This is a genomic window from Halobacteriovorax sp. XZX-3 (assembly GCF_043196495.1).
Taxonomy (GTDB): domain Bacteria; phylum Bdellovibrionota; class Bacteriovoracia; order Bacteriovoracales; family Bacteriovoracaceae; genus Halobacteriovorax_A.
This window is the reverse complement of the sequence record NZ_JBEBMO010000001.1, coordinates 1-24,930: the sequence shown is the minus strand read 5'-3', so window position 1 is coordinate 24,930 and position 24,930 is coordinate 1. Positions and strand designations below refer to the sequence as shown.

Annotated in this window: 27 protein-coding genes; 13 read left to right on the top strand and 14 right to left on the bottom strand. The window is 35.4% G+C overall.

Features of this window, described 5'->3' with window-relative positions; genetic code table 11:
• Positions 1–33: 33 nt before the first annotated feature.
• The 10 genes from ABMA70_RS00135 (at position 34) to ABMA70_RS00090 (ending at position 10,159) form a co-directional block, all read left to right on the top strand.
• Complete coding sequence (locus tag ABMA70_RS00135; protein ID WP_103216977.1) at positions 34–1,023, top strand: D-alanine--D-alanine ligase; 990 nt, start codon at positions 34–36, stop codon at positions 1,021–1,023.
• A gap of 25 nt (positions 1,024–1,048) precedes the next feature.
• Positions 1,049–3,907 (top strand): aminotransferase class III-fold pyridoxal phosphate-dependent enzyme, encoded by a 2,859-nt coding sequence (locus ABMA70_RS00130; protein WP_392992243.1) that lies wholly within the window; start codon positions 1,049–1,051, stop codon positions 3,905–3,907.
• Entirely contained in the window at positions 3,907–4,989 is a 1,083-nt protein-coding gene (locus ABMA70_RS00125) for a C45 family autoproteolytic acyltransferase/hydolase (RefSeq protein WP_392992245.1), read from the top strand. The genes ABMA70_RS00130 and ABMA70_RS00125 overlap by 1 nt, the downstream gene beginning before the upstream one ends.
• Before the next feature lie 26 nt (positions 4,990–5,015).
• The gene (locus ABMA70_RS00120) at positions 5,016–6,224 is read left to right on the top strand and encodes an aminotransferase class III-fold pyridoxal phosphate-dependent enzyme (RefSeq protein WP_392992246.1); all 1,209 of its coding nucleotides are present in this window, start codon (positions 5,016–5,018) and stop codon (positions 6,222–6,224) included.
• Positions 6,214–6,909: a CoA transferase subunit A gene (locus ABMA70_RS00115; protein ID WP_103216973.1), complete on the top strand. Its 696-nt coding sequence runs from the start codon at positions 6,214–6,216 to the stop codon at positions 6,907–6,909. The genes ABMA70_RS00120 and ABMA70_RS00115 overlap by 11 nt, the downstream gene beginning before the upstream one ends.
• A 2-nt stretch (positions 6,910–6,911) precedes the next feature.
• Positions 6,912–7,538, top strand: coding sequence for a 3-oxoacid CoA-transferase subunit B (locus ABMA70_RS00110; protein WP_103216972.1), 627 nt, complete (start codon positions 6,912–6,914; stop codon positions 7,536–7,538).
• A gap of 195 nt (positions 7,539–7,733) precedes the next feature.
• Positions 7,734–8,111 carry a hypothetical protein gene (locus tag ABMA70_RS00105; RefSeq protein WP_103216971.1) on the top strand — a complete coding sequence of 126 codons (378 nt, stop codon included), beginning with the start codon at positions 7,734–7,736 and terminating at the stop codon, positions 8,109–8,111.
• A complete protein-coding gene (locus ABMA70_RS00100; protein ID WP_158246792.1) occupies positions 8,074–9,309 on the top strand; it encodes a hypothetical protein in 1,236 nt (411 codons plus the stop codon). Before ABMA70_RS00105 ends, ABMA70_RS00100 begins: the two co-directional genes overlap by 38 nt.
• Positions 9,300–9,542 carry a hypothetical protein gene (locus ABMA70_RS00095; protein ID WP_103216969.1) on the top strand — a complete coding sequence of 81 codons (243 nt, stop codon included), beginning with the start codon at positions 9,300–9,302 and terminating at the stop codon, positions 9,540–9,542. The genes ABMA70_RS00100 and ABMA70_RS00095 overlap by 10 nt, the downstream gene beginning before the upstream one ends.
• Before the next feature lie 23 nt (positions 9,543–9,565).
• On the top strand, positions 9,566–10,159 hold the full coding sequence (locus ABMA70_RS00090) for an exonuclease domain-containing protein (protein WP_392992249.1): 594 nt from the start codon (positions 9,566–9,568) through the stop codon (positions 10,157–10,159).
• Here the strand turns inward: ABMA70_RS00090 and ABMA70_RS00085 are convergent.
• The 8 genes from ABMA70_RS00085 to rsmI all read right to left on the bottom strand — a co-directional run bounded on the left by ABMA70_RS00085 (position 10,136) and on the right by rsmI (position 18,257).
• Positions 10,136–10,789, bottom strand: a complete 654-nt coding sequence (locus ABMA70_RS00085) for a M23 family metallopeptidase (RefSeq protein ID WP_103216967.1) — start codon at positions 10,787–10,789, stop codon at positions 10,136–10,138. The genes ABMA70_RS00090 and ABMA70_RS00085 overlap by 24 nt on opposite strands.
• A 55-nt stretch (positions 10,790–10,844) precedes the next feature.
• Positions 10,845–11,603 (bottom strand): 5'/3'-nucleotidase SurE, encoded by a 759-nt coding sequence (gene surE / locus ABMA70_RS00080; protein WP_103216966.1) that lies wholly within the window; start codon positions 11,601–11,603, stop codon positions 10,845–10,847.
• A gap of 24 nt (positions 11,604–11,627) precedes the next feature.
• Positions 11,628–12,293: a hypothetical protein gene (locus tag ABMA70_RS00075; RefSeq protein ID WP_103216965.1), complete on the bottom strand. Its 666-nt coding sequence runs from the start codon at positions 12,291–12,293 to the stop codon at positions 11,628–11,630.
• Positions 12,294–12,303: 10 nt separating this feature from the next.
• Complete coding sequence (locus ABMA70_RS00070; RefSeq protein WP_392992252.1) at positions 12,304–12,936, bottom strand: aminodeoxychorismate/anthranilate synthase component II; 633 nt, start codon at positions 12,934–12,936, stop codon at positions 12,304–12,306.
• Entirely contained in the window at positions 12,933–15,344 is a 2,412-nt protein-coding gene (locus tag ABMA70_RS00065) for an LPS-assembly protein LptD (RefSeq protein WP_103216963.1), read from the bottom strand. The genes ABMA70_RS00070 and ABMA70_RS00065 overlap by 4 nt, the downstream gene beginning before the upstream one ends.
• Positions 15,280–16,551: a hypothetical protein gene (locus ABMA70_RS00060; RefSeq protein ID WP_392992254.1), complete on the bottom strand. Its 1,272-nt coding sequence runs from the start codon at positions 16,549–16,551 to the stop codon at positions 15,280–15,282. Before ABMA70_RS00060 ends, ABMA70_RS00065 begins: the two co-directional genes overlap by 65 nt.
• Positions 16,552–16,597: 46 nt before the next feature.
• The gene (locus ABMA70_RS00055; protein ID WP_392992256.1) at positions 16,598–17,365 is read right to left on the bottom strand and encodes an MBL fold metallo-hydrolase; all 768 of its coding nucleotides are present in this window, start codon (positions 17,363–17,365) and stop codon (positions 16,598–16,600) included.
• A gap of 73 nt (positions 17,366–17,438) precedes the next feature.
• On the bottom strand, positions 17,439–18,257 hold the full coding sequence (gene rsmI, locus ABMA70_RS00050; protein WP_158246791.1) for a 16S rRNA (cytidine(1402)-2'-O)-methyltransferase: 819 nt from the start codon (positions 18,255–18,257) through the stop codon (positions 17,439–17,441).
• Between the two features lie 131 nt (positions 18,258–18,388).
• Between rsmI and ABMA70_RS00045 the strand changes: the two genes are divergently transcribed.
• A complete protein-coding gene (locus ABMA70_RS00045) occupies positions 18,389–18,772 on the top strand; it encodes an STAS domain-containing protein (RefSeq protein WP_103216959.1) in 384 nt (127 codons plus the stop codon).
• Here ABMA70_RS00045 and ABMA70_RS00040 read toward each other — a convergent pair.
• The 6 genes from ABMA70_RS00040 to rimM form a co-directional block, all read right to left on the bottom strand.
• A complete protein-coding gene (locus tag ABMA70_RS00040; protein ID WP_103216958.1) occupies positions 18,763–19,233 on the bottom strand; it encodes a hypothetical protein in 471 nt (156 codons plus the stop codon). The genes ABMA70_RS00045 and ABMA70_RS00040 overlap by 10 nt on opposite strands.
• A gap of 312 nt (positions 19,234–19,545) precedes the next feature.
• The gene (locus ABMA70_RS00035) at positions 19,546–20,208 is read right to left on the bottom strand and encodes a ribonuclease HII (RefSeq protein WP_392992259.1); all 663 of its coding nucleotides are present in this window, start codon (positions 20,206–20,208) and stop codon (positions 19,546–19,548) included.
• Positions 20,209–20,273: 65 nt separating this feature from the next.
• Positions 20,274–20,636, bottom strand: coding sequence for a 50S ribosomal protein L19 (gene rplS, locus ABMA70_RS00030; RefSeq protein ID WP_103216956.1), 363 nt, complete (start codon positions 20,634–20,636; stop codon positions 20,274–20,276).
• 67 nt (positions 20,637–20,703) lie between these two features.
• Positions 20,704–21,285 (bottom strand): RNA methyltransferase, encoded by a 582-nt coding sequence (locus tag ABMA70_RS00025; protein ID WP_103216955.1) that lies wholly within the window; start codon positions 21,283–21,285, stop codon positions 20,704–20,706.
• Between the two features lie 13 nt (positions 21,286–21,298).
• Positions 21,299–22,021, bottom strand: coding sequence for a tRNA (guanosine(37)-N1)-methyltransferase TrmD (gene trmD, locus ABMA70_RS00020; RefSeq protein WP_392992261.1), 723 nt, complete (start codon positions 22,019–22,021; stop codon positions 21,299–21,301).
• Entirely contained in the window at positions 22,022–22,555 is a 534-nt protein-coding gene (gene rimM / locus ABMA70_RS00015; RefSeq protein WP_103216953.1) for a ribosome maturation factor RimM, read from the bottom strand. It abuts the gene before it with no gap.
• Between the two features lie 121 nt (positions 22,556–22,676).
• Between rimM and ABMA70_RS00010 the strand changes: the two genes are divergently transcribed.
• Positions 22,677–23,714, top strand: a complete 1,038-nt coding sequence (locus ABMA70_RS00010) for a porin (protein ID WP_158246790.1) — start codon at positions 22,677–22,679, stop codon at positions 23,712–23,714.
• A 79-nt stretch (positions 23,715–23,793) separates the two neighbouring features.
• Entirely contained in the window at positions 23,794–24,807 is a 1,014-nt protein-coding gene (locus ABMA70_RS00005) for a glycosyltransferase family 9 protein (protein ID WP_392992264.1), read from the top strand.
• The last annotated feature ends 123 nt before the right edge of the window (positions 24,808–24,930 follow it).

Below are 24,930 nucleotides of genomic sequence, written 5' to 3'. Positions count from 1 at the left end.
TTTTTTATATATTCACTTTAAAAGAAGGTTTCCATGGAAAGGAAAAATATCTTAATCATATGTGGTGGTGGGTCTACTGAGCATGAAGTGTCTCTTCGCTCTGCTCAATATATAAAAGAGCAAGTCGCCATCAATCCAGAGTTCAACCCTATTGTCGTTGAAATGACAAAGTCGGGGGATCTTACTTTAAACGGTCAAAAAGTTAGCCTAAATGGACAGATATTAGAAACGGCAACAGAAAGGCCATATATCAATTATGTCATTCCAGTTATTCATGGACCTCCAGGAGAAACTGGAGAAATACAATGCTTCCTTGAAATGCATAAGCTTCCCTACCTTGGCCCACGCCATGAAGGAAGTAGTATTTGTTTTAACAAGGTAACGACAAAGTTATGGTTTGATCATCTAGGTATACCAAATACGAAGTGGATGTCGATTCACAAAGATTTACCTTATGAACGAAGTGAAGTTGTGGATTTTTTTGAAAAATCAAATAATGACGTTTTCATCAAGGCTGCTAGTCAGGGCTCTTCAGTAGGTTGCTACCACGTAACAAATAGAGAAGATTTGGTGGATGCAATCAATAAAGCACTCGAGTATAGCGATGATATTCTCATTGAAAGAACACTTAAAGGGCGTGAGCTAGAAATTGCAGTATTTGAGCAAGAAGGAAATCTCCACGCATCTAAACCTGGTGAAATCGTAAATGCAAGTGATGAATTTTATGATTATGAGCAAAAATATAGTGAGCAATCAAAAGCTAAAACTTATGTTGAGGCGCCAGAGTTAACTAATGAACAGATCTCTCAAATGCAAATTATAGCTAAGACAGCATTCAAATGCCTAAAGCTAAGACATCTGTCACGCATAGACTTCTTCTTAAGCGATGGGGATATCTACTTAAATGAAATCAATACTTTTCCAGGTATGACAAGTATTTCAATGTTTCCAAAAATGCTAGAAAACACAGGACTCAAATTTAGTGATTTTCTAAAAGAGAAGATTCAAAAAGAAGTTAGATAATATAAAACACTTAAGGGTTAAAGAGATGGAAATCAACTTAATTGGTAAAAACAGTCACGAACACGCTAAAGAAAAGCTAGCAACAATGTACAAGGATAACTTCACTTCTGCAGAGAAGAAAGAATATATTCCTCATCATAAATTTTCACAAGGAGCATACCTTGCGATGGAAACAAGAGATGAAAATTCTCCAGAATTTCTCCTCGATGCTGCTTCACAGATAGCCACACTAGGACTTGGTTTCAATGCAACGGCCCTTTTTGGAACAACAATGCATGAAAGTGCATGGACAGGAAACTATCTCGATTCAACTTTTATCGAAATCGCCGAGTCTTTTAAAACTCTTCTAAGAGAGAAAGCTTCTAACGACAAACTTACACCAGTATTTGTGAACTCTGGAGCGGAAGCCAATGAAGCGGCCCTTATTATGGCCTATATGAAAAGGGCCCATACTGGTGCAAACAAAATCATAGCTTTTGAAGGCAGTTTTCACGGACGCTTCCTATCAACACTTTTCTCGACTTGGAATCCAAGTAAGCGAGAGCCATATCAAATCGAAGGACATGAAACAACTTTCATCGATTATCCTGAAACAAAGAATGATCAATTTATTTTAGATATAGATCCAGAGTGGATTAGATTATGGGAGAATCCATTTTCACCAAGCTTTGAAGCAAATTTAAAAGAATTTGAAAGTAAAGCTGATGATTTACTTAAATCAGAAATCGCCTCTTTAAAGCAACTTCATGAAGTTCTAAAAGAGAATACTCACTTTGCAATTTTAGTTGAGCCAATGCAATGCGAAGGTGGTGATCGCTATTCAACAAATCGCTTCCATGTGGCCCTTAATTTGATCGTAAAATCTTATCAAGTTGCACTTATCTATGATGAGGTTCAAACAGGGTTTGGACTTGGACGTGACTTCTTCTGGCACAGAACATTTGATCTAAAAGATTCACAAGGAAATCAAATTAATCCTGAGTATATTACATGTGCAAAGAAAGCCCAAAGTGGAATTGTACTGACACAAGATCCATGCTGGGAGAATAATGAGTTTCAAACTTCTTCTGTTATCAGAGGTTACTATCAAGCAATAGCAATCGATCAACTTCGCTACAAAATTGCAACAATCGAAGAATATACAAGAAATAAACTTAATCAACTTATAAGTAAGTGGGATCAGCTTTCATCACCTAGATGCTTTGGTGTCGCATTTGCTTTTGATCTATCGGATGCAAAAGATATTGCACCTTTTATCTCAAACCGCTTTGACCTAGGACTACTCTATTATCAAGCTGGAGATAATACACTAAGATTTAGACTTAATACGGCCTGGACTAACGAAGATATCGACTATCTATTCGACGCAATTAACGAGATTGCTAACCGAATTTATAAAGGTGAAACAAATAAACTAGAATATACTCCAAAGACTAAAGTAAATTCTCCCAATGAATACTTATGGCATGCAAAATTAGTGGAAGCCTTCAGTGGGAACCTTCAAGACAAAGCGGCATTTAGCTTTGCCCAAAAATTCTTTAATGAAGAATTTAACTTAGAATTAATTAAAATTGATGGTGAAAACTTCGACTATTACAAGCACAAGATTGAAGAAATCCAACGTCATACATATGAGCCAACGAGACAAACAAGCATTGAGAAATTCGAAAAAATTGCTCATTGTAAAGATTCAATTGCGATGGCCCTACTAAGCGAAACAAGACAACTGGTAGGAATCTCATTTGCAGGTAAAATTACTCACTTCCCTCATGAGAGTGGACTACGCTTAGTTAAGTATTTCAATAGTCCAAAAACTCTTTATATGCTCGATACAACAATTATAAATATGGAGCAATCACAAGGAATGGGAAAATACCTAAAGTATGCGCTAACACTTATTGCAAGTGCCAATGGCAACGAATATATCTACGGAAGAAACCGTGATATTCACGCAGGAGCAATGCTTTCTATAAACTGTTCTCTTGGGGCCATCATTGAGATGAAACTTAAAGAGAATTATCTCGATGATGAAGAGCATCGCGATGTTATCATCTATCGCCAAAACCTGAGATGGAGTAATGAGAAATTAAAGTACTCAACTTCCCCTATCTTAAATGCTGCTTCATTCGAGAGTATGCCAACACTTGTAAACAAGATCTGTCTTTCAAACTTCATTGATGAAAGTTTTATGGCAAATCTTAAGCGTTTCAAAGATATCGCACCTAAAGAACTACAACACTTTTTTACAGCGAGTGGACATAGTGAGTGTGTAGAAAAAATATTCAAATCGATTCTTATCAAAAACCAAAAAGAAAGAACAAAAGTAATATCTTTTAACCATGACTATTTTGGTAAGCAAAGCTTTATGTCCGCTACTCTTTCAGGCGTCTTAGACTTTTATCCGAACTCTAAAGTAGATACGATTGGCCAACTAAAAGAAAAACTTGCGACCAAAGATTACTTAGCTCTTTTCATTGGTGATCTTTTAGTCAATTTTACTAATGAAGAACTAAAAGAAATTATAAAAATCGCACATGACAACGGAACAAAAGTTGTCTTTAACGAAAGTGTTTATTTTCATAATAAAAAGAAACTCTTTTCAAAAGACCATGGAATTATTCCGGATGCTAGCTACATTCACATCGCAGGACAAATTGGTATTTGTATGCTGCAAGAAGAAGTCTATGAGTCAAGGCCTCTAATGATGATCTCAACTTGGGATGGTGACGCTTATGCTCTTTCTCAAGCTGTATCATATTTAGAGTCACCTGCTGACGCTAAAAAAGAATTTAAAATTATTAACGACACTTCTTACGCTTTTACATTAAAAGCGCCAAGTATTTTTGGTAACCAAACAAGTAAGAAGTGGTATTTTACATGTTAATGACAGACTTAAATTTACCTATATTCAAATACGATGCTTGTGGCCCATACGAAAATGGGCTTAAGCACGGTGAAACTTTTAAAGAAGCAATACAAGAACTTATAGAGATTAGAACTGGCCTTCTTCTTAAAAGATCACCGCATTTGAAAGATAAACTTGATGAGTTTGCAAACTTACAGTTTAAAGAAACCATGAAGTTTGATGCAAGTCTAGCACAAGAGATTGAAGGGATAGCGAAAGGCAGTGAAACTTCAATCAAAGACATTATTATCCTAAATAACTACACTGACTTTAGAGATATTCAACTCGATAGTGAGAATCAAGACGAAGGGTGTACATCGGTCTCATATATCGATGATAAAAATAGCATCGCTGCTCAGACATGGGATATGCATCAAAGTGCAAAAAATTATCTCATGCTAATTGAAATTGACGATAAGGATAATGGTACAAAAGAACTTATCTACACAGTTTGTGGCTGTTTAGGATTAATGGCCGTAAATAACCATGGTCAATTCATTGGTGTTAACAATATTAATGTCCTAGATGGAATAAATGGAATTATCTGGCCTGCATTAATTAGAAAAGCAGCGAAACAAAAAAGCCTCAATGATATGGGAAAATTACTAATGGAAGCTCCCATTACATCAGGCCATAATTATCTTATAAGCGATGGAAAAAGTGCCTTCAATTATGAGATCACTCCTACACAAAAAGAAATTTTAAATACAAACCCACAAGGTCTAATCTTCCATACAAATCACTGTCTTGGTAGCACAGTTAGAAAAGTAGAAGATCGAAACAATATTAGTAAAACGACACATGCAAGGTTTGATCTTGTCGAAAAGTATAGAAGTGAACTTAAGGATGAAGCATCTATTATGAAACTTCTTATGTCTCACGATGGCCATCCTTTATCAATTTGCTCACACTACTCTCCAGAGGGAGCAAGTGATCCTTCTCAAACATGTGGTGGCGCACTTTATAATTATCAAACACAAATATTTAAGGCCTGGAGAGGCTGCAAAAAATATGACAAAAATTTTGAATATGTAGAAATTCATCTACCCCTAATTTTATGAGAAATTAGATTTTAAAGTGAGAGTTTATGGCCCACCTACCTTTTTTTCACACATGGACAAAACAAAACCAGGCCAAGAAAATCGATATCCAAAATACTTTTGAATGGGGCTATATTACATCTTCTAATCAGAAGATTTATGACCTTTCTTCAGGAAGTTATCATCAGTCATTCGGCAATAGAAATATTCAAATAGAAAAGGCAATGATTGAGCAAATCAAGTCAATGCCAATGGCAACCCCAAAATGTCAATTTGAACTTAAAGAGACTGTATCGCAAAAGCTCGTTAACCTAATAGGTCTTGACGGAAGAATCTTCTATACAACTTCAGGGGCCGAATCAAATGAAAATGCCATAAAGATGGCCAGGCAAATTACAGGGCGCCAATTTATACTATCATGTGAAACTTCCTATCATGGAGCGACACTGGGTGCTCTTGCTCTGACAGGAGATTGGCGCCGAGATGGTGCGGGTGTTCCTTCAAGGTTTCACGCTTTCATTCCAAACTTCTTTAATGATCCAGACTTAGAGAAAACAAAAAAAGTCATTCAAGACATTGGAAGTAGTGATATTGCAGCGATTTGTATCGAAGTTATAACAGGTGGCAATGGCGTCTTCATTCCCCCACAAAGTTACTATGATGAAATCATGAAAATTTGCAAGAAAAATGGAATCAAACTCATTTTAGATGAGGTCGTGTGTGGATTTGGTCGAACAATGACTAATTTTGGTTTTCAAAATTATACAAATTTAGAAGCTGATTTTATTAGTCTTGCAAAAAATATCTCTGGTGGATTCTTTCCATTTGGAGCAGTCTTTGTCAGTGAAGATAATGCAGCTTACTTTGATGACAATATACTAAGCTGTGGACTTACAAATGCTGCACACCCTATCGGATTAAAAGTTCTTGATGAAGTTATGTCATTAATTGAATCGAATGATTTTATTAAAATAAGAAACCAGAACTATGAGCTCTTAAATCAATTTAAGATCAAATTAGAAAACTCTCATGCGATAGAGTCCATCAGGCATATTGGCCTTCTCATGGCCATTGACCTTAGTGATGTAATCATAGAAAGTTCTCTATTATGGAACAAATTACTTTCAAATGGTCTTTTCATTAATATCACAAACCGCTCTCTAATCCTTTGTCCGTATCTAAATTACGCACCAAAAGAACTAGAAGCTTGCTTAAATAATTTATTAAATATAATCGAGGACTCATATGTACAGTAAGATTTACCCAAGTGCCCAAGAAGCGCTCAAGGATGTAACAAGTGGCTCAACGATAATGAGTGGCGGATTCGGCCTTTGTGGAATCCCGGAAAACTCAATTAATCAGTTAGCTCAAATGGAACTAAGAGATTTAAAAGTTGTTTCAAATAATATTGGAAACTCAGGACGAGGACTTGTAAAACTTTTGAAAAAGAAAATGATCTCAAAAGGATTCTGTTCATATGTAGGAGGCAATCCAGACCTAGAAGCGGCCATGTTTGCAAATGAAATAGAAATCGAACTAGTACCTCAGGGAACGCTAAGTGAGAGAATTAGAGCGGCAGGTATGGGAATTCGTGCCTTCTATACTCCAACAGGATATGGGACAGAAGTGGCCGAAGGTAAAGAAGTCAAAGAATTTGATCGTCCATGTATTTTAGAAGAAGCACTACACGCAGACTTTGCAATTATCAAAGCACAAAAAGCAGATCCATATGGAAATCTATGGTTTAAAGAAACAGCTAGAAACTTCTCCCCTCTTATGGCAATGGCAGCAAAGACAACGATCGTTGAGGTGGAAGAAATAGTTGAACTTGGAGATATCAAACCTGAAGATGTGCATATACCAGGAGTCTTTGTTCAGCGAATTTATCAAGGTTCAAATTATGAAAATGCTATTGAATTTTTAAAAACGAGGGAGTCATAATAATGTGGACGAAAGAGCAGATGGCCAAAGAAGTTACAACTCTCTTTACAGAGAACTCTACGATTAATCTTGGAATTGGACTACCAACAATAATCCCATCACAACTTCCTAAGAATCATAGCTATATCATTCATAGTGAAAACGGTGTTCTTGGTGTAGGTGACAACCCGACAGAAGCCGAAGTATCGGCTACTTTAATTAATGCAGGCAAAGAAACTATTACGGTTGAAAAAGGTGCAAGCTTTTTTGATAGCTCGATGAGCTTTGGAATGATTAGAGGTGGCCATATCGATTTCTGTGTCCTTGGTGGAATGGAAGTTGATACACAAGGCTCACTTGCAAACTGGAAGATCCCAGGTAAGAAAATCACGGGAATGGGTGGAGCTATGGACCTAGTCAATGGCGCTAAAAATATCATTGTTATGATGAGTCACTATAGCAAAACTGGTGAGCCTAAACTATTACCAGAGTGCACTCTCCCTCTCACTGGAAAAAGTGTCGTTAATTACGTTGTAACTGAATGTGGAAGCTTTAAAATTGAAGATGGAAAATTTAAAGTTTTAAATATGGCCAATGGATTAACTATTAAAGAATTGAATAAGAATTTTGATAACGAGATTTTTGAGTAAAAAAAAGAGGGCCCTGCAACTGGCCCTCCATTTTTTCGGCTTCATGCCTATCTCTTGCTACGACATCCTGTCGATCAATTAAATTATAACGCACAATAATGAAAAATGCAGAAAAAAAATAAATGGGTAAACATTTCCATTTACCTTGAAGCACGTTTATAATTAAACGTAATCACAAAAACTTACGGGGAATAGATGAGTATTTTCAACAGGAATAAAGCGGCAAATAATAGCACTCATGCTTTTGAGTCTCAAAAATACAAACAAACATTTACATATTTTATTCCTTCCCCACCGGCCAGATCGACACCATATCAAGAAAAAGCATTTGATCAAGTTACTCAGTTCTTAAATGCAAAAGAGATGGCCTATCATATTGCTCATACTGCTGTTAATGACAAAGGCCTTTGGGTAATAATTGAGATTTTTGGAAAACAAAAAGAAGTTACAAAATTAATTCAAGAGCTAAATGATTCCTTTAATTCGAGTTACAGTACAGAGAGTGATTCAGAGCTTGAGATTTATTACGAAGAAAATGAAGAGTTTCATAAAGATGATAATTACAAAGCTTAATACAAATCAATTTAAAACTTTAATTATACTCCTAGGATTAATCCCTCTTATCGGATGCTCTGAAGTTGAAAAGCAGTTAAATACTTCTCAAAGTATTAACCATACTTGTCCTATTGTAGAAAAGAAAAATAATATTTTATTAGATAACGAAAAAAATGAACCCGAGATTAGTAAGATAATTAGCTCGAAATCAACAAACTCAAGCTATCGTAATCAGATATTAAATTTTACACTCTCTCAATTATACTTCTCTCCGCACGCGACTACGCTCAACTCTCATACCTTATTGATTGCAAAGGTTGCAGGAAAAGATTTCTTCATTAACAGTATTCCACAAAAACAAAATGATTTCGCTTTTTTGAATGCCATTTCTCAAATGGCAAATTTCTATAAAAAACCGCTCGCAATCAAAAATCGACTAACGCTTATCGAAAAGAACATTAGTGAATACATCTACGCCTCAAACTCTTTGGAACAATTTATTAAAGATAATCAGGCCGAATTATTTAAGAATAAAGATTTGAAAAGATTGTATTTTAGAGGTGCTCAAGGTGTACGTGAGAATGAATTATTTGCAAGACTTAGTTATGTAAAAAGACTAAGTAAATTAACAAAATTTGCTAAAGATCATAATAGTATAAATAGCTACAACTCCAACTACCTGTTTAGAAGAGGTAATTATAGTTGCTCATTTGATTCAAAACTTCATGACTCAAAAATGGCCATCTTAAAAAGGCCTAAGAAATCTTACTACAATACTTTTTCTCATTATAAAGACCAGAATAATTATATTATTGGGATTACAAGTTCCCTACCTGAGATTAATAATTCAATCAAAGATGTTCTACTATCGAATTTTGAAAATGATAATTACACAGCACTTTGTATGAGTGAATTAAAGCAAGGTAGACGCTATATCCTACTCATGAATGGAATCACATATAATGCTCAAGTATTAACAGAACTAATTAATAACTTTCCAAGTGTTTCCTCGGCGCAAGAGTATATGAATACAAAAAGATCTTTAGTTCTTCAAAATCCAAAAAGAACAATCTCTGAAATATATGGAACGACTAAGAACGAACAAGGTACGGCACAATACTATACGCCTGCACTTGGTAAGCTTACGGTACTTGAGCTCAATAATGGATTAAGTACATATAAAGATCCAAGAAACGGTCAACTTACATGCAATTAACACTCAAGGGAGATGCCTCACAAAAGAGTTGGTCCCTAGAGGTCAACGAGTCAGAACTTGAGCTAACAGTTCTTGAATTCCTAAGAAAACATAACATACCTGTTGCATCTAGTTGTGATGGTGAAGAAGTATGTAGACTCTGCCTAATTAATGAAGATCAATTGGCATGTGGCCTACTAGTAAAAGATATCATTCAAAAGTATAATTCTAATATTACTATTTCATATTTATAAACTTATATAAAAAAGGAAAAACTATGCGTTACTTATCATTCGATATTGAAGCTACTGGACTTGAAGAAAAAGATTTAATCATCGAATTTGCAATGGTTCCCTTTTGTGCAAAAACAAAAACAATTAATAAAGAACTTCAAAAACATTTTTATATAAAATGCCCAAGCTTTGAAGAGTTAAAGCCAAATCTAAACCAATGGGTTATTGATCATAATAAAGAACTTATTGAAAAGGCCCACTCTGAAGGTGTTGCAATTGAAGACTTCAAACAAGAGCTTATTAAATATTTTGAATCACCAGAAGTTAAAGAATACTTTGGAAATAAAAAAATCACACTATTTGGAAAATCGATGAGTGCGATTGATCTTCCTTTTATGACAAGAGATCTTGGCTGGGATTTTATGAGAACTTACTTTGAGCACCGTCAACTTGATCTTTCATGTATTGCCTACGGACTCATTGATATGGACATCATACCAGCAGAATGTGAGTCAGGCTCAAAACTTATGAAGTTTTTAAATATGGGTGATGTTGCTCACACGGCACTTGAAGATGCTGTTAACACTGCTCTAATGTACTTTAAGTTATTAAACCTAGTGCTTGTGAAAAAACTCTAGAGGGTCAAAGGCCTTAGAGTCATGTCGAATTTCGAAGTGTAAGTGGTCACCAGTTGATTTACCAGTATTTCCTACTGAAGCAATAACTTGGCCACGAGCAACTTTTTGTCCCTTTCTCGTATAATTCTTATGTGCATGAGCATAGACAGTGAAGAATCCACCAATATGAGAAACGACTGTGATATTACCGTAACCTGACTTCCTACCACTATAAACAACGACACCAGAATCGGCCGAAACGATATATGTCCCTTTACGGGCAGCAATATCAATACCTTCATGAGGTCTGCCCCAGCGATGCCCATAACCTGAAGTTACACGATTAGATGATGGCACAGGCCAAAGGAAGCGAGAGCTTTGACGAAGCTTTTGATAGTTAATAGAAGAAATAGATCGTCCTTCAACACGATTATATAAAATACCATTCTTATAAGGTAGAAAGATCGTATCACCTTTTTTAAAGGCAGCACCTTTATTAAACTCTTCGATTTGCCACTCAGGGATACTAAAAATCTCTGCTAATTTCTTAGCATTATAATTATCCGTTAACTTAATATAGCGCCCATTTTTAAGGGTCGTACAACTAAGTAGCGACATTAATGTTATAAGAAATAGCAATGACTTCTTCATTCGTCCTCATTCGTTTAATTTTCAAATGAGGACAAAAATGATCAATTATTTCAAATTATTTGGAAATTTTTGCCGCCCATTCATGGAATACATCGGACGAAAAATTCAAAAGGTTTAGGAAAGAAAACGAAATATTTCCGTTCATTATGGCATGGTGATCAGATGTCGTGTCTGGATCGATTTCTAAAGGAGATCCACCAATCCAAAAATACTGACGGCCCATTTGATCTACCCTTTCATAGACTTCTTCACTGTATCTTCTCATCTGAGGAGTTGTCCAAACGATCTCTCCAACTTCATTGGCCGACACATTTGGTACATTAATATTCAACAGTGAGCACTCAGGCATTGCAAGTAATGCTTCAGACTTCTTTTCAACGAGCTCTCTAACGACTCCAGCGGCCGTCTGAAAGTGCCTAACATCATCAGATGATCTCATAACAGTAGAAACAGCAATGGCCCTTATTCCTTGAAATACGGCCTGTCTTGCAGCACCAACTGTTCCAGAATAATAGATATCTTGTCCAAGGTTGGCCCCGTGATTGATTCCAGAAATAACCAAATCTGGCCTAAAGTCTAAAACAGAGTTTATTCCAATTAATACACTATCGGCCGGATAGCCATTACAACTAAATGTGTAATCATTAATTTTTTCTACGCGAATTGGGTCATGAAGAGTTAAGGCCTGAGATGTAGCAGAGCGCTCTTTATCAGGAGCGACAATTGCAACATTGGCGATATCTTTTAGACTTTCATAAAGACACTGAATTCCTTCAGCAGAGTATCCATCATCATTTGAGAGTAAAATATTCATAGATTACTTATTAATCAAAAGCTATTAAATAGCAAGGGCCTTTATCGTAGCACCAAAGTATTCTGATAACTTAGGAACATCAATATTTCGATAACAGCGTTCAACTTGAGATGAGATTTCAAACTTAATATAGTCAGGATCTAGTTGCTCAATAATTCCAATTGAAAGATTTGAATCCCAGTTTAGTTTCATACCTAATTCAAACTTCTCATTCTTAGAAGACATAACCTTTGTATAAAAATTAACAATGAAGCTATTTAATTGTCCCTGCTGCGCCATCTGATGAATATCATCATATAGGAAAACGACACTTTGACATAAGTGAGACTGAATTTTTTCGTAAACTTGTGAGTCAGAGATATCAAAAATAATAGAAAAAGGTTTACCAGATCTTTCCAACTCTTCTTTAGTGTGAAGTCCACTAGTACCATAGTTAATTCTGATATTTGGATGAATTTTTGCAACTTGTTCGATAATTGAATCCACTACAAATGGAGCATCATTTTCAAAATGTAATTCAATAATATCTTCAAGCTTTAGAAGTGATTCTTTTAAAAGTTCTTCAATGACATAACCTTGGATAAAATTAAAACTCCTAGGTCTAAAATCAAAACCATAGGCCCCTTTTGCCATTTCATTGGCAAATTTAAATCCTCTTTTGTCGTATATACCTTCTAGTACAAATCTCATCCTAATAATTCTACATTAAAAACTTATTCATTGCTTCAAAGAGGATATTATTGCATGAGGTACCAACTGATTCAGGATGAAACTGCATCGTAAAAAAGAAGTTCGGGCGGTATGCCATTAATAATTCATCGTTATTATCGAAAATGAATTGAGTCAGACTCTCCTTATTACCAGACTTATACTCTCCACTATCAACTTCTACTTTTAAAGAGTTATAGCGCTGAAGCCTAGCATGAATTAGCTCAGTCCTATCTTCTCGATTAAAACAATCAAATAGATCCTCATCTTCTTCAAGCTTCATCGTAATGGCCTGACCATGCATTGGCCTAGAGCTTCTCACAACTCGAAGTTCATCAAAAATATTAAGAACTAATTGATGACCAAGACATATCCCTATGATCCGCTTGGCCTTTGAAAGTTCATCCTTAAAGTTGACACCAACACTTACAAAGGATTTTAAATATTCCTCTGGGTGGCCAGGGCCTGGCCCTAAAACGACTAGTTGATTTTCTAGGAGGTCTGAAATATTGCTTTTAGAAAGATTTCGAAAGTTTACGATATCAATATGAAAATCAAACTGATCAAAATAAGAGAGAATATTATTTGTAAAACTATCTTCAAAGTCGATAAAGACTAGTCTCACAAAGTTACCCCAAAGACTGAATCAAAATTCTTAGCATTGTAGTTAATTAAAATCTTTAATGAGATTGATTGATCAAGATTTAATTTATTATTAACAAACTCATCCTTTTGACGATATTCAATATCAAATACCCAACAATTATTAAGTGGATTGTAACGAGTTCCAAGATAAGATTCATATACCCTTTCTAATTCGAAGTCATAGTAATAACCAGTTCTAAATGAAAAGATATCATTTAATTCAAAATCAACATCAATAGTAAAATAACGTCGATCTTCAGAGAAAGAGTCGTAGTTGAAGCCTAGTTCATATTGAAATCTTTTCAAATCATGCTTCATTGTCAATGAAGTAATATGCTTACTTTCTGTATGGAAATAATACTCTGATAAATTAAGCGAAAAGTTATTAAAGTTAAGACCACTTAAAATTGCAAGCCTTGTCAGCCTATCATCAGTATCAATCGTTGACTCTTCATTATCTTCTAGGATTAAACCTTGAGAGATATTGAAATAAGCAATTTTGGAATATTCATAATTATCAAGTTGATAATTAAAATTCTTAAACATCTGATAATTAGGCTTAGGTGTTTTCTTTAAAATATTATTGTTAAACACTAATTCAATCGTATTTGATTCAGGTAAATCAGTACGAGTCGATACATCTTGAAGTGTATTATTTCGACCTCTAATAATATCTCTTTCATCAAAACGCCCATTGTCTTCAAGAAGAGCGAATTGATCCCCTAGTCTCTTATTTCCACGATATTTTTGAGCATTGTAATAAAAATGGTTCACACCGAATTTTAAACTATGTTTATACGAAGAACGATAAAGCTTTCTTACGTCTAATTCTTCTTTTTCGGTACGTGGAATTTTAGCAATTAAGTTTCTTTCCTCATCTTCGATTAAAACAGGCTTGATAATCTCTTCTTGAATATAAGCACGTCCATAAATTTTTTCGATATCGACCCACATTGAAGTATTAACATAGTTCCCATACTTATAACCGTTTTGCTTCTCAAGTTTCTCTGTAGGAAGTACATAGTATTGAGCATCGAGACCCGATTCCATTTTTATATTAATATGAGAGATCGGCCTTAAAACAAACTCTAAGGAAGGGTTATAGTCAAAACGCTGAATATTTCTATAATAGAGATTTTCGTTAACAACATCTTGTTTAAAGTAATCAAACTTTAGATTTTGATAAAAGTTTATTTTTGATAGAACACCTTTCGAATTAAAAATATTAAAAGGTCTATGTCCTAATCCTAGTCTCACAGTATTTTGTACATAATCAGTATCGAAACCTTCGGGATCACTGAAGATACTATTGCTCATAAAACTAGAGTATAAGTTTGCGATAACTGAATCACCCATATAATCAGTAGAAATACGAGAGCCTTTCTCACTACCCATATAGATATTTTTTTCGAAGTACTCCTCATAATCACTTTGAATATCAAGATCTGTTAAATAAGTAGAGTTTGCCCAAAATGATAATTTATTATTTGGATGATAAAAATAGTTAAACTTGTACGCCCCCCTAATCTCATCTTTGCCACTTGGTTCAAGATCGAGCTTACCTGGCTGCCAAATTTTATCGTTTACAGTTTTCCCATCAAATTCGATATTAGAATATTTACCAAGAGAGTTACGATACTCAAGAGCTAGACCATTTCCACGCTTACCAAAAACAGTCGGTGAAAAAGTAGCATCACTATTATCATTAATTGCCCAATAAATTGGTTGCTTAAAGTAGAAGCCCTCATCAAAATCAAGACCGATCGTTGGAAAAAGGAGCCCTGACTCTCTAACCTTTCTAATAGGTAGTGAAACATATGGGATATAAACAATAATCACACCATTAATCTTAACAAATGCATGCTTTAGACTAATATAATCATCAGGCACAACTGTGACTTCTTGCCCTTGAATACTCCAAGACTCAGGACAATCTTTACATGTTGTAAACTCCGCCTCAATCGCTTTAAAAACTCCACTATCATGACGAACAATTTCCTTACCTCTTAGGACAAAGTTTTCATCAACTAGTTTTGCATTTTGTACCGAAAACTCAGCCTTTTGAAGAGAGTATGAAATCTGTGTTCCATAAAGATTAAATTTGGCACCGGCGTAGCGAACATTTCCCCAAATCTTACCAATTTTCGTCGCAAGAGAGATGCTGGCCTTTTCACCATAGATTGTATCTGTACCAAGCTTGATAATAACATTGCCGTGAGCTTCATAAGAGTTATCACTACTTTTACGATAGGCTTTATCAGAAAGAATTTGGACTTCATCATTTTCTCCAAAAGCTAAAACTTTTGGAGTATCTGCGTAGATATTATTTTGAATACTTAGTACGAAGATACTTTTGCATACAAGCGATAAAGTAATAAGAGCCCACAACAAGAAGTTTGTTGGAACCAGATCTAAGTGATTCGATATTTGATTGTTTTTCTGTGTCAATTTCCTCATTAGTACTTAATATTGTATCGAGAAAATCGTGTATTTCATACACTTTTGTGCCAGTCTTTAAGTTTTGTTGAAGTGTTTCCTTACTTATTGCTCTCTCGTGCTGAAAGCTTAAAATATTCACTGATTTAATAATACAAGGATAAGTATTATAGAGCTTAATCGTACTACTAATTTGATCTTCACGACCTGTGGAGAAACTCATCAGTACATCAAATGACTCTTTGCCCTGACAATCTGAAATACTTTTTAAAAGTACTTTATGGCCTAATTGGTTATGAGCTCCAACAAAAACAAACTCCCTATCTCCAACCAGCATACTATCCCAACGTCCAGGTGTAAGAGGCCACTCAATTTTCTTCAACGAATCCTTATCAAGACTCTGCTGAGTTGATTCTTCAAATAGCGCAACGGCCATCTGCCTATTTCTTTCAAAATATGGTAAATCACTTTGTTTAGATACAGAAGTTAAAGTGATATCATCGCGCTCACACCACTGAGAAAGAATATCTTTTAGAAATGTCTGCTCAATATTTTCAAAAAGTTTTCCACCAAAACGAGTGATTCCATATTTTTCAAATAAAATCTCTTTTAATGTGTTGCCTAAAATTTCTGTATGATCTAATCCAATTGATGTAATAGCAGCAATTGGCCTTGTGAAGATATTTGTTGCATCAAAGCGCCCGCCTAAGCCTACCTCAAGAATGACAAAGTCAGTTTCATGCTTAAGTGCAAATTTAATGAAAAGAACAAATAGTGCTTCATAAAAAGAGAGCTTTAAACTTTTGATGACTTCTTCATTCTCATCTAATAATTCTGTTAGCTCTTCAATCGAAATATTCTTTTCATTCAATTTAAAGCGCTCAGTGATTGATAAAACATGCGGAGAAGTCCATAGACAACTTGTAAACCCTGCACGTTCATATAAGTAACTTAAGCTATGGGAAGTTTCACCTTTCCCATTAGTACCACCTACGATAATAACCTTAGACCTTGCTTCAATAACGCGTCTGTCTTGAGAAAGAAAATCTCTGATATGATCTAACTTAGGTCTAAAACTCTCCTTTCCACATAAAAGTGTAAGACGTTTTAGAAATGACTCTTCAAGTTTTTGACTTTGGAAATTATCTGTATTTTTCACGGCAAGAGATATCTCACGAAAAGAAATTTTTGACTATAAAAATCTATTAAAATTGATAGCTCTTATTCTCAGAACCAATAATATTAATTCGTCCATGAGTATTAATTTTTTCAATTTCTTTCGTTAACTGGTCTAAGTAATTTGGCTTTAGATGCCCTAAGTAAATTGGAATATCTTTAGGCATCTTTGCGATCTCAAGCCCCATCGTCTGCGCAGTATGGTGACGACTATCCTTGGCCAACTGATCATAAGAATTAGGGAAACTAACCTCAGAAAAGATTGCTTTAATATTCTTGATTGTTTTGGCCTTTTGCCAGATTGCATCTGTAGGCCCGGTGTCTTGTGTAAAGATGATTGCACAATCACCTTTTTCGATAATAAAGCCAAGAGAGCCTGCAAAATGATTCACTTTAATTGCGTGAACTGTATACTCTCCAATTTTCTTTGTTTCACCATTTTCAATATTTGAAAACTTAAGAGTTGGATCATCTTTAGTTGGAAGCTTAGTAAAATCCGGCCAAATTTCATCATTTAAAAGATGCTTTTGAATACTTGTTTGAACCTCGTTAGATGTCCAAATATAAAATGGGTCATCTTTTAAACCAAAACAATTATCGGCCAAAAATGCTAAGTCAGAAATATGATCAAGATGAGAGTGTGAGATAAGTATATTATCTATATTTATCTGTTCTTTTACACTGATACCTGTTGCAACAGATCCTGCATCAATTAATAATTTATCATCCACCAAGTACGATGTGGCCCGACACTGTGGTGAGACCCCACCGTGGCCTCCAATGACTTTAACGATCATTCTAACTCCAATTTATTTAATTTTAACTTGGATTAGAAATTTTTACTAGTAATAAGATACTGAAAAAATAGGTTTATTTAGAAGTAAGCTCTTGATAAATCTCTTGTGTTTTTCGATTTGTAATCTTTGAAAGAAGTTTTGCAAGGTTTTTCGGCGTTTGCTTACCGAGATAATTTTGGGCCAACTTTTCAAATTCTTCATTAGATGCTGTTGCTCCAGCTTCTAGCTTAGGCCATGAAACAACCAAAACAAACTCACCTTTTGCATTAATCAAATCAGTTTTAAATTCTTGTGCTTTAAAGCGTACACACTCTTCAAACTTCTTTGTTAATTCGCGACAAACGCTTACCTGCGCTTCTGGAAATTCTTGTGACAATTGCTCTAGTGTCCCATGAATACGATGTGGTGATTCGAAGAATAAAGATGTTACATTTGTCTGATATGCTTGTTGGAATTTTGCCGAAATCTCACCTTTTTTTCGTGGAAGAAATCCATAAAAACAGAATGGATTTGGTGCCATTCCACTTAACTCAAGTGCAACAGTAACTGCACTAGGCCCTGCTACTGATGTAACCTCACCGCCTTCATTAATGAGCTCTTTCACTAGAATATGCCCTGGATCAGAAATGATAGGACTTCCAGCATCAGAGACAAGAATTGGGTGTTGTGCCGATCTGATTAAATCAAGAAAATACTTAAGACGATCCTGTGAATGATCATTAAATGAGACAACTTTTAAATCTGAACGCTCTATTTCTAATTTTGATAAGAGTGAGCGAAAAACACGAGTATCCTCGGCCAAAACGAGATCACAACTCACAAATGCCTGACGCATATTCTCAGTTATATCTCCAAGGTTTCCTATTGGTGTTGTTACTAGAGTCAGTTTCAAAGTTAGTCCTAATATTTAATGATTCCCCTTATTTATAACTTACATAAGAAATAACTTCCATCTAAAATCTTAATACGCAATGCGTTACAATAATTATTAGATGCTGTTATTTTGTAGAAGAAGGAGTTTAAATGACAATGCAAGCAAGAGTACGTACAGATTCAACAGGAAATATCACTGTCCATATCGAAGGTGGAATGGATTATGAAAATATCATTCCTCTTAAGCAAGAGTTAGCTACAATCACTAACACTCACCCTACTTCATTAATCACTCTTGACCTGACGGCCCTTAACTTTGTTGGCTCTTCAGGAATTGGTGTATTCGTTGATACAATCAAAGCATTAAATAAAAGACGTGATCAAGTTAGACTTTCAAATGTTGCGCCAGAGTTTTTAAAAGTTTTCAAAATCTATAACTTTGATGCAATGGATATTCTAATTAACGAATTCGAAACTGACGATACAGAGCTTTCACAATTCTACGGTCAGAGAAAACGTACTTTTCAGAACTGATAATTTAAAAGATTCACATAAAAATCTTGGCCTGGGCGCTCTTGTTTAAAACCAATTTCGGCCGGGCCTTCTAAAGAGAAGCCATCCTGATTAATTGATCCCTGGTAATTATAACCACCACCCTGGTAGCGAGAATCTTGATAAGGACTATCATTCGTATCTGGATAATAATAATTTTCTTGGCTAGGCTGCATACGATCATTCTTTCTGTACTCATGGCTTCCTACAATATACCCACCAAAAATTAATCCAGCATAAAGACCAAGAGATGCACCAATTGCAACTGAGCGTCCCGAAGAACCAAATGCCATGGCAGCAGTACCGAGCAGAGCTCCTCCAACGGTTCCATATCCCGCATTTAAAGCGACGATTTTCACACGAGGATCCATATCTGCTTTTGCTTGGAAGCTAGTAAAAGTTGTTGAAATAAAAAGAGTAATTAAGAATAATTTTTTAACCATATGAAAATTGTAAAAGAAGGCCTCGTTCGATGCAAGGTAAATGTTATTCAAACTAGCGACACTATGCACGATATTTCAAAATAAGAAGAGATAAAATGAGCACTATTTAATAACCTCAACCTTTGAGACTCTGACATAAAACCGCTCGATTTAACTTCAAACAGCTTAATGAGAAACTCTCCATTTAGCTTATAAATACCTGCTATATCGACTTGCCCACAACCATGCCTACGAAGCATTGTCGAACAAACCAAAAGAGGAACAGATTCAGAGTGAACAAGTCGAGACTTTCTAAGTTCTAATGAACTTCCTTTAGCTATTTTCCTGAGTGACAAATTCTTTTACCCCTTTGAATGATTTTCGATGAATCGGGGTGATACCATAATCTTCTATGGCCTTGCGATGGACGGCCGTTGGATAACCAGCATTTTTTTCAAATCCGTAATGAGGATATTTTTTCGCCTCTCTTATCATAAGGTGGTCACGACACACTTTTGCAATGATTGAAGCAAGTCCAATGAGTGATGATTTTGAGTCACCCTTAATAATCGGATGAATATCGTTAATTTTTTTTGAAGAGAATGGAAACTTTCCATCAACAAGAACGACTGAACTTGAATCACAAAGAAGATTATGACAGCTTTTTTTCATTCCAAATAAACTCGCCTGAAAGATATTGAGTTCATCAATTTTTTTTGGCGCAACTTTCTCAACACTGTATTGAAATAGTTCATGTTCATTGAATTTTGAAAACTTCTCTACCCCCAATTCTTTGAGAATACTCTCCATTTTTTTAAGTGTTAATTTTTTAGAATCTGTCACACCAACTGAGTCTAGCCTTTCGACGAGAGACTTCAAGTTATCAATTGATACCTTTACAGCACAGGTTACAACAGGGCCAGCAAGAGGTCCTCTACCTACTTCATCTGTTGCTAAGATAAATTTATGGTTATCGACAAACTGTGATTCAAACATTTTTGACCCTAAAATAAAAAAAGCCCCTATTTCTAGGGGCCCTTCTATGACTTAAATAGTTTTGATTATTTTCTATCGTAGTCAATTGCGATACGAGCAGATTTACCTGAACGATCTCTTAGGTAGTAAAGTTTCGATCTTCTAGATTTACCTCTTTGAACGATCTCAATCTTTTCTACGTTTGGTGAATGGAATGGGAATACCCTTTCAACACCAATTCCAGAAGAAACTTTTCTAACTCTGAAGTGACCAGTAAGTTTTCCAGCTTCTTTCATTGCAATAACTACACCTTGGAAAATCTGAATACGAGATTTTTGACCTTCAGTGATTCTTGCGTGAACAGCAACTGTATCCCCAGTTTTAAATGTTGGGAATGATTCTACGTTTGTGTTCTTGTAATTTTCATTTACAACGTCTACTAAATTCATTACGAACTCCTACTTTAACGTCTTGAACTTCTCAGAGGACCAACACCGTGTTGTTCTTAAGTAAGTTCTATTTCATGGTCTCAGAGGCACTATTCAGTCGATCTAAATAGATGGCAACTGCCGAGCGAACAGACAAGTGATTATACCCATCAGCACTTCCACCAAAAATTGGCTCAAGCGCAAAATGTGCCCGTTCGAGTACTTGTGCATGAAGACCCCATCCTGTACCAAATAACAGGAAGATAGGCTTTTTGTCAAGGCGCGCATTATTGATTAGGTCAGTTTCTACACCGTTATTTGATTCAAAATTTGCTCCAGTAACACAGACCAAAGGATCAACACCTTCTATCTCTTTGATTTTATTGATTCCCTCTTCAACAGAGTTTACTAGGCGTGCAATGGCAAGTGCATCTTGGCGATCAGGATTATAAGCTCCTGCATCATCTTCTTCCCAGTGTCCTAGGATTCTATTAACTAACTTATGTTGGGCCTCTAGTGGCGTTACAATAAAGTAGTTCTTAATCCCAAAAGTACGACAACTTCTTGCGATGTCGTGTATATCAAGATTCGTTACTGAAGTCGTAACAATATCATCTCTTTTATTTTTAATTGGGTGGTGTACTAAGCCTAGATAAATATTATCTTTCATCTTTGGTATATCCTTAATCTTTATTTCTCATATAGGCTTTATACAAATCTGGCCTATACTTCTTTGTATATTCTAGTTTTTTACTTTGATTGAACTCATCAATCAACTTATGATTTCCCTCGAGTAAAACGTCGGGAACTTTTATGCCATTAAACTCAGAAGGCCTTGTATAAACAGGACCTTCAATAAGTCCATCTTCAAAAGAATCAAGAATTGCGCTATCTTCATTTCCAAGAGCTTTAGGCAAAAACCTCATCATAGCATCAACAATAGTCATGACGGCCAACTCTCCACCAGATAACACATAATCTCCAAGAGAAATTATTTTAGTTACATACTGAGAAATGAAGCGCTCATCAATCCCTTCATATCGCCCACAAATAAAAACATACTGCTTATTATTTTGTTGAAAGTCTTTGGCTAACAACTTGGCTTCCTCGTTATTAAAAACATCACCACGAGGAGAAGTATAAATAATCTCTAACTGAGACTTATCAAGAGATTCTGTCTCTAGGATATGATTAATTCCACGCTCTAAAACATCTGCGCGAATAACCATTCCAGGCCCTCCGCCATACGGAGCTCCATCAACACCTTTAAAACTCTTTGGTGAAAAGTCTCCAAGGTAAAGAGGGTTAAACTCAACTTCACTACCTAAGAACTTACCAATGACTCCACTATCTTTAAAGGCAGTGAAAAATTGTGGAAATAATGTAAGGACCCAAACTTTCTTCATTTACATTAGATGCGGAATATAGCATTCCACACGATTCTCTTCTAGATTAACTAATTTAACAAAATGATCAACAAATGGGATATCCACAAATTTGCCACCTACTTTTGTCACTAGAACAATGTGAGCTCCATTATCAAAGTACTTATCAACTTTACCCACTACCGCTTCTTTTTCTAAGTCATAAACATCAAGACCGACAATATCAGACATGTAAAACTCATCCTCATCTTCAATATCAGGAAAAATATCTCGACTTACGTAGATTTCAAAAGGAAGCATATCTTCTGTAATATTACGATTATCAACACCACTTAAATATGCGATGACTTTATTACCAAAAGAAATTGTTTTAATCTCTTTCTCTTCGCCATCTTTACTTATTTTACTTCCGCTTAAAGGCATAGCTATAAAAGTTGAGCCATTTTCAAGGACACTATTCACTTTATTTTCAAGATTAAAAACAAAAGCACCTTTAATTCCATGAGGCCTAGTTGCCGTACCAAGTAAAACCATATTTTCTAAATTTTTCTTCATGCTGCCTTATACCATGCTCTCTTCATTAAATCATCATTATATTTTTCAGGTATTTAACTTGCCAATTTTGTAACCTCTCGTTTTAATATTTATATTAGATTATTTATTCATGGAGAGAATTATGAAAAAACTAATGACAGTTGCAGCTACGCTAGTTGCAATTCCAGCAATCGCGGCGACAGCAACAATTGATGCGCCAACAATTTACGGAAAATTAAACAGAGTTGCACTTTACACTGACAACGAAAACTCAAACAGAACTTCTTTTTCTGGCTTTGTAGACGTTGATTCTTCTGAGTCTAGACTAGGAGCTACAGGAAAATGGGGAACAGAAGGAATTGAAGGTACTTACGTACTTGAAATGGGCCTTAACTCAAGTAAATCAAACTCTGGTAATGATTACAGAATCAGAATGCGTCAAGCTGCAGTTGGAGCAAAGACTTCTTTTGGTACATTCAAGATGGGTCAAACATATACTCCACTTGATTATGTAATGCTAAAATCAGATCCACTAAGCTCAACAGTAGCTTCAATGGCCGGTTCTGATACTAGTGCTAGAATTGACGGAGCAGCATCAGGTGGTCTTGGTTTTAGATACCGTGCAAGAACAGACATGTTCTCTTACGAAACACCAAGTATGGGTGGTCTTACAATCGCTCTTTCAACAGATCGTGGAAATGGAAATGATAACGACCCAACAGCTAACTACGGCGATACACACTACTCAGGTCTAGTAAGATACCAAAGAAAAATGGATAAGGTAGATCTAGACGTTTACGCTGGTTATGACCAATGGGCAAGTGCTTCAACTGAAGATAGCAACTACACTCTAGCAGGTGTAAATCTTGGACTAGGAAGCTTCAAAATCAACCTTGGTTACAGTATCGAAAACAACGACACGACAGTAGCTGATAGCGAAATTAATCGTATTCTTGCTGGTATCACTTATATGCTAAATAAGAATGTTTTCTCTGTTACTTACCAAAATCGTGATGAGAAAGATCTTAATAATGACTACACTCAAATTGCAGCTCACTACAGATATATGCTTAATAAGAATATTGACTTCAATATCACTTACCTAACATATGAAGTTGATACTGGTGCAACACAAAATGATGCATCAATGGCAGCAGCTGGTGTTCAATTAAAATTCTAATTTTAATTATTAGCTAAATACTTTAAGGCCCACGCAAAGTGGGCCTTTCTTTTTCACAAAAAATCACTATAATAACCACATGAAATTAGATCAAATTAAATCAATCGCTATTATGCGAACATCTGCCCTTGGGGACATTATTTGGACACTTCCAATGCTTAATCGCATTCGCAAGGCCCTTCCAAAAGCTAAGATATATTTTATAACGAGCAATACCTTTGCCCCTTTAATCGAAGGAATTGAGGATATTGAACTTATAAGAATTGATAAGCCAAAGAAGTTAAAAGACTACTTTAAATTAAAAAGTGTATTTGCCCCTTACAACTTTGATGTACTTCTATGTACACAGGCAAACCTTAGAATTAATTTTATCTACCCATTTATAAAAGCTAAGAGAAAAATTGGCTTTGACTCAAAAAGAGGACGTGATCTACAAAAAATATTCATCAATGAATCAATCCCTTTCAAGAAGGAGCATTCTGTAGACGCTTTTTTAGGCTTCGCTGATTACTTAGGAATCAATTCAAACGAAATCGAATTCAACTTACCTTTTACGACTGAAGAAGTTTCACAACTTCCTCCAAAAGACTTTATCGTTATACATCCAAAAGCTTCTTCACTTCAAAGAACTTGGTCCACAAAGCGCTACATCGAGCTTTCAAACAAAATAAAAGAACTACATAATATACCAATTGTACTAACTGGAATTCCAAGCGATAAAGATATATGTGATTCTATTGAACAAGAATCACAAGCCGATATCATAAACCTATGTGGAAAAACATCTCTTAATGGACTTAAGAATGTCTTTTTAAAAGCTATAATGGTGATTGCTCCAGACTCTGGACCTGCCCATATGGCAGCAGCGCTAAATACACCGGTAATAGGTTTATATACGGCCGTACCTCCAGAATACACTGGACCATTCGGTCAAATAGAAAACTGTATTAATGCCTATCCTAGGGCCTTAGAACACTACTTTCATAAAACAGAGAACGATGTCCCTTGGCGCTTTCGTATAAAAGAAGATGATATGATGAATCTTATTACTGTTGAGGAAGTACTTGAAAAGGTAAATTCAATCTTGAAGTAGTGTGACTTATTTTTTTTTACCCACAAACAAAAAAAGCCAGATCATTGATCTGGCTTTTTATATAGAAGGTGCATCTTCCTAGTCTCACACCAAGTGACCCTGGCACTACCTTCGGCGCAAGCG

Excerpts from the sequence above, each read along its gene's own strand:
- ABMA70_RS00025 (WP_103216955.1), bottom strand. The coding sequence starts at position 21,285 with ATGAAAGATAATATTTATCTAGGCTTAGTACACCACCCAATTAAAAAT.
- ABMA70_RS00085 (WP_103216967.1), bottom strand. The coding sequence starts at position 10,789 with ATGAAGAAGTCATTGCTATTTCTTATAACATTAATGTCGCTACTTAGT.
- ABMA70_RS00040 (WP_103216958.1), bottom strand. The coding sequence starts at position 19,233 with ATGGTTAAAAAATTATTCTTAATTACTCTTTTTATTTCAACAACTTTT.
- ABMA70_RS00135 (WP_103216977.1), top strand. The coding sequence starts at position 34 with ATGGAAAGGAAAAATATCTTAATCATATGTGGTGGTGGGTCTACTGAG.
- ABMA70_RS00010 (WP_158246790.1), top strand. The coding sequence starts at position 22,677 with ATGAAAAAACTAATGACAGTTGCAGCTACGCTAGTTGCAATTCCAGCA.
- ABMA70_RS00105 (WP_103216971.1), top strand. The coding sequence starts at position 7,734 with ATGAGTATTTTCAACAGGAATAAAGCGGCAAATAATAGCACTCATGCT.
- trmD (WP_392992261.1), bottom strand. The coding sequence starts at position 22,021 with ATGAAGAAAGTTTGGGTCCTTACATTATTTCCACAATTTTTCACTGCC.
- ABMA70_RS00125 (WP_392992245.1), top strand. The coding sequence starts at position 3,907 with ATGACAGACTTAAATTTACCTATATTCAAATACGATGCTTGTGGCCCA.
- ABMA70_RS00005 (WP_392992264.1), top strand. The coding sequence starts at position 23,794 with ATGAAATTAGATCAAATTAAATCAATCGCTATTATGCGAACATCTGCC.
- ABMA70_RS00095 (WP_103216969.1), top strand. The coding sequence starts at position 9,300 with ATGCAATTAACACTCAAGGGAGATGCCTCACAAAAGAGTTGGTCCCTA.
- ABMA70_RS00120 (WP_392992246.1), top strand. The coding sequence starts at position 5,016 with ATGGCCCACCTACCTTTTTTTCACACATGGACAAAACAAAACCAGGCC.
- rimM (WP_103216953.1), bottom strand. The coding sequence starts at position 22,555 with ATGAAGAAAAATTTAGAAAATATGGTTTTACTTGGTACGGCAACTAGG.
- ABMA70_RS00110 (WP_103216972.1), top strand. The coding sequence starts at position 6,912 with ATGTGGACGAAAGAGCAGATGGCCAAAGAAGTTACAACTCTCTTTACA.
- ABMA70_RS00130 (WP_392992243.1), top strand. The coding sequence starts at position 1,049 with ATGGAAATCAACTTAATTGGTAAAAACAGTCACGAACACGCTAAAGAA.
- ABMA70_RS00115 (WP_103216973.1), top strand. The coding sequence starts at position 6,214 with ATGTACAGTAAGATTTACCCAAGTGCCCAAGAAGCGCTCAAGGATGTA.
- ABMA70_RS00090 (WP_392992249.1), top strand. The coding sequence starts at position 9,566 with ATGCGTTACTTATCATTCGATATTGAAGCTACTGGACTTGAAGAAAAA.
- ABMA70_RS00100 (WP_158246792.1), top strand. The coding sequence starts at position 8,074 with ATGAAGAGTTTCATAAAGATGATAATTACAAAGCTTAATACAAATCAA.
- ABMA70_RS00055 (WP_392992256.1), bottom strand. The coding sequence starts at position 17,365 with ATGATCGTTAAAGTCATTGGAGGCCACGGTGGGGTCTCACCACAGTGT.
- ABMA70_RS00075 (WP_103216965.1), bottom strand. The coding sequence starts at position 12,293 with ATGAGATTTGTACTAGAAGGTATATACGACAAAAGAGGATTTAAATTT.
- ABMA70_RS00045 (WP_103216959.1), top strand. The coding sequence starts at position 18,389 with ATGACAATGCAAGCAAGAGTACGTACAGATTCAACAGGAAATATCACT.
- ABMA70_RS00035 (WP_392992259.1), bottom strand. The coding sequence starts at position 20,208 with ATGTTTGAATCACAGTTTGTCGATAACCATAAATTTATCTTAGCAACA.
- rplS (WP_103216956.1), bottom strand. The coding sequence starts at position 20,636 with ATGAATTTAGTAGACGTTGTAAATGAAAATTACAAGAACACAAACGTA.
- surE (WP_103216966.1), bottom strand. The coding sequence starts at position 11,603 with ATGAATATTTTACTCTCAAATGATGATGGATACTCTGCTGAAGGAATT.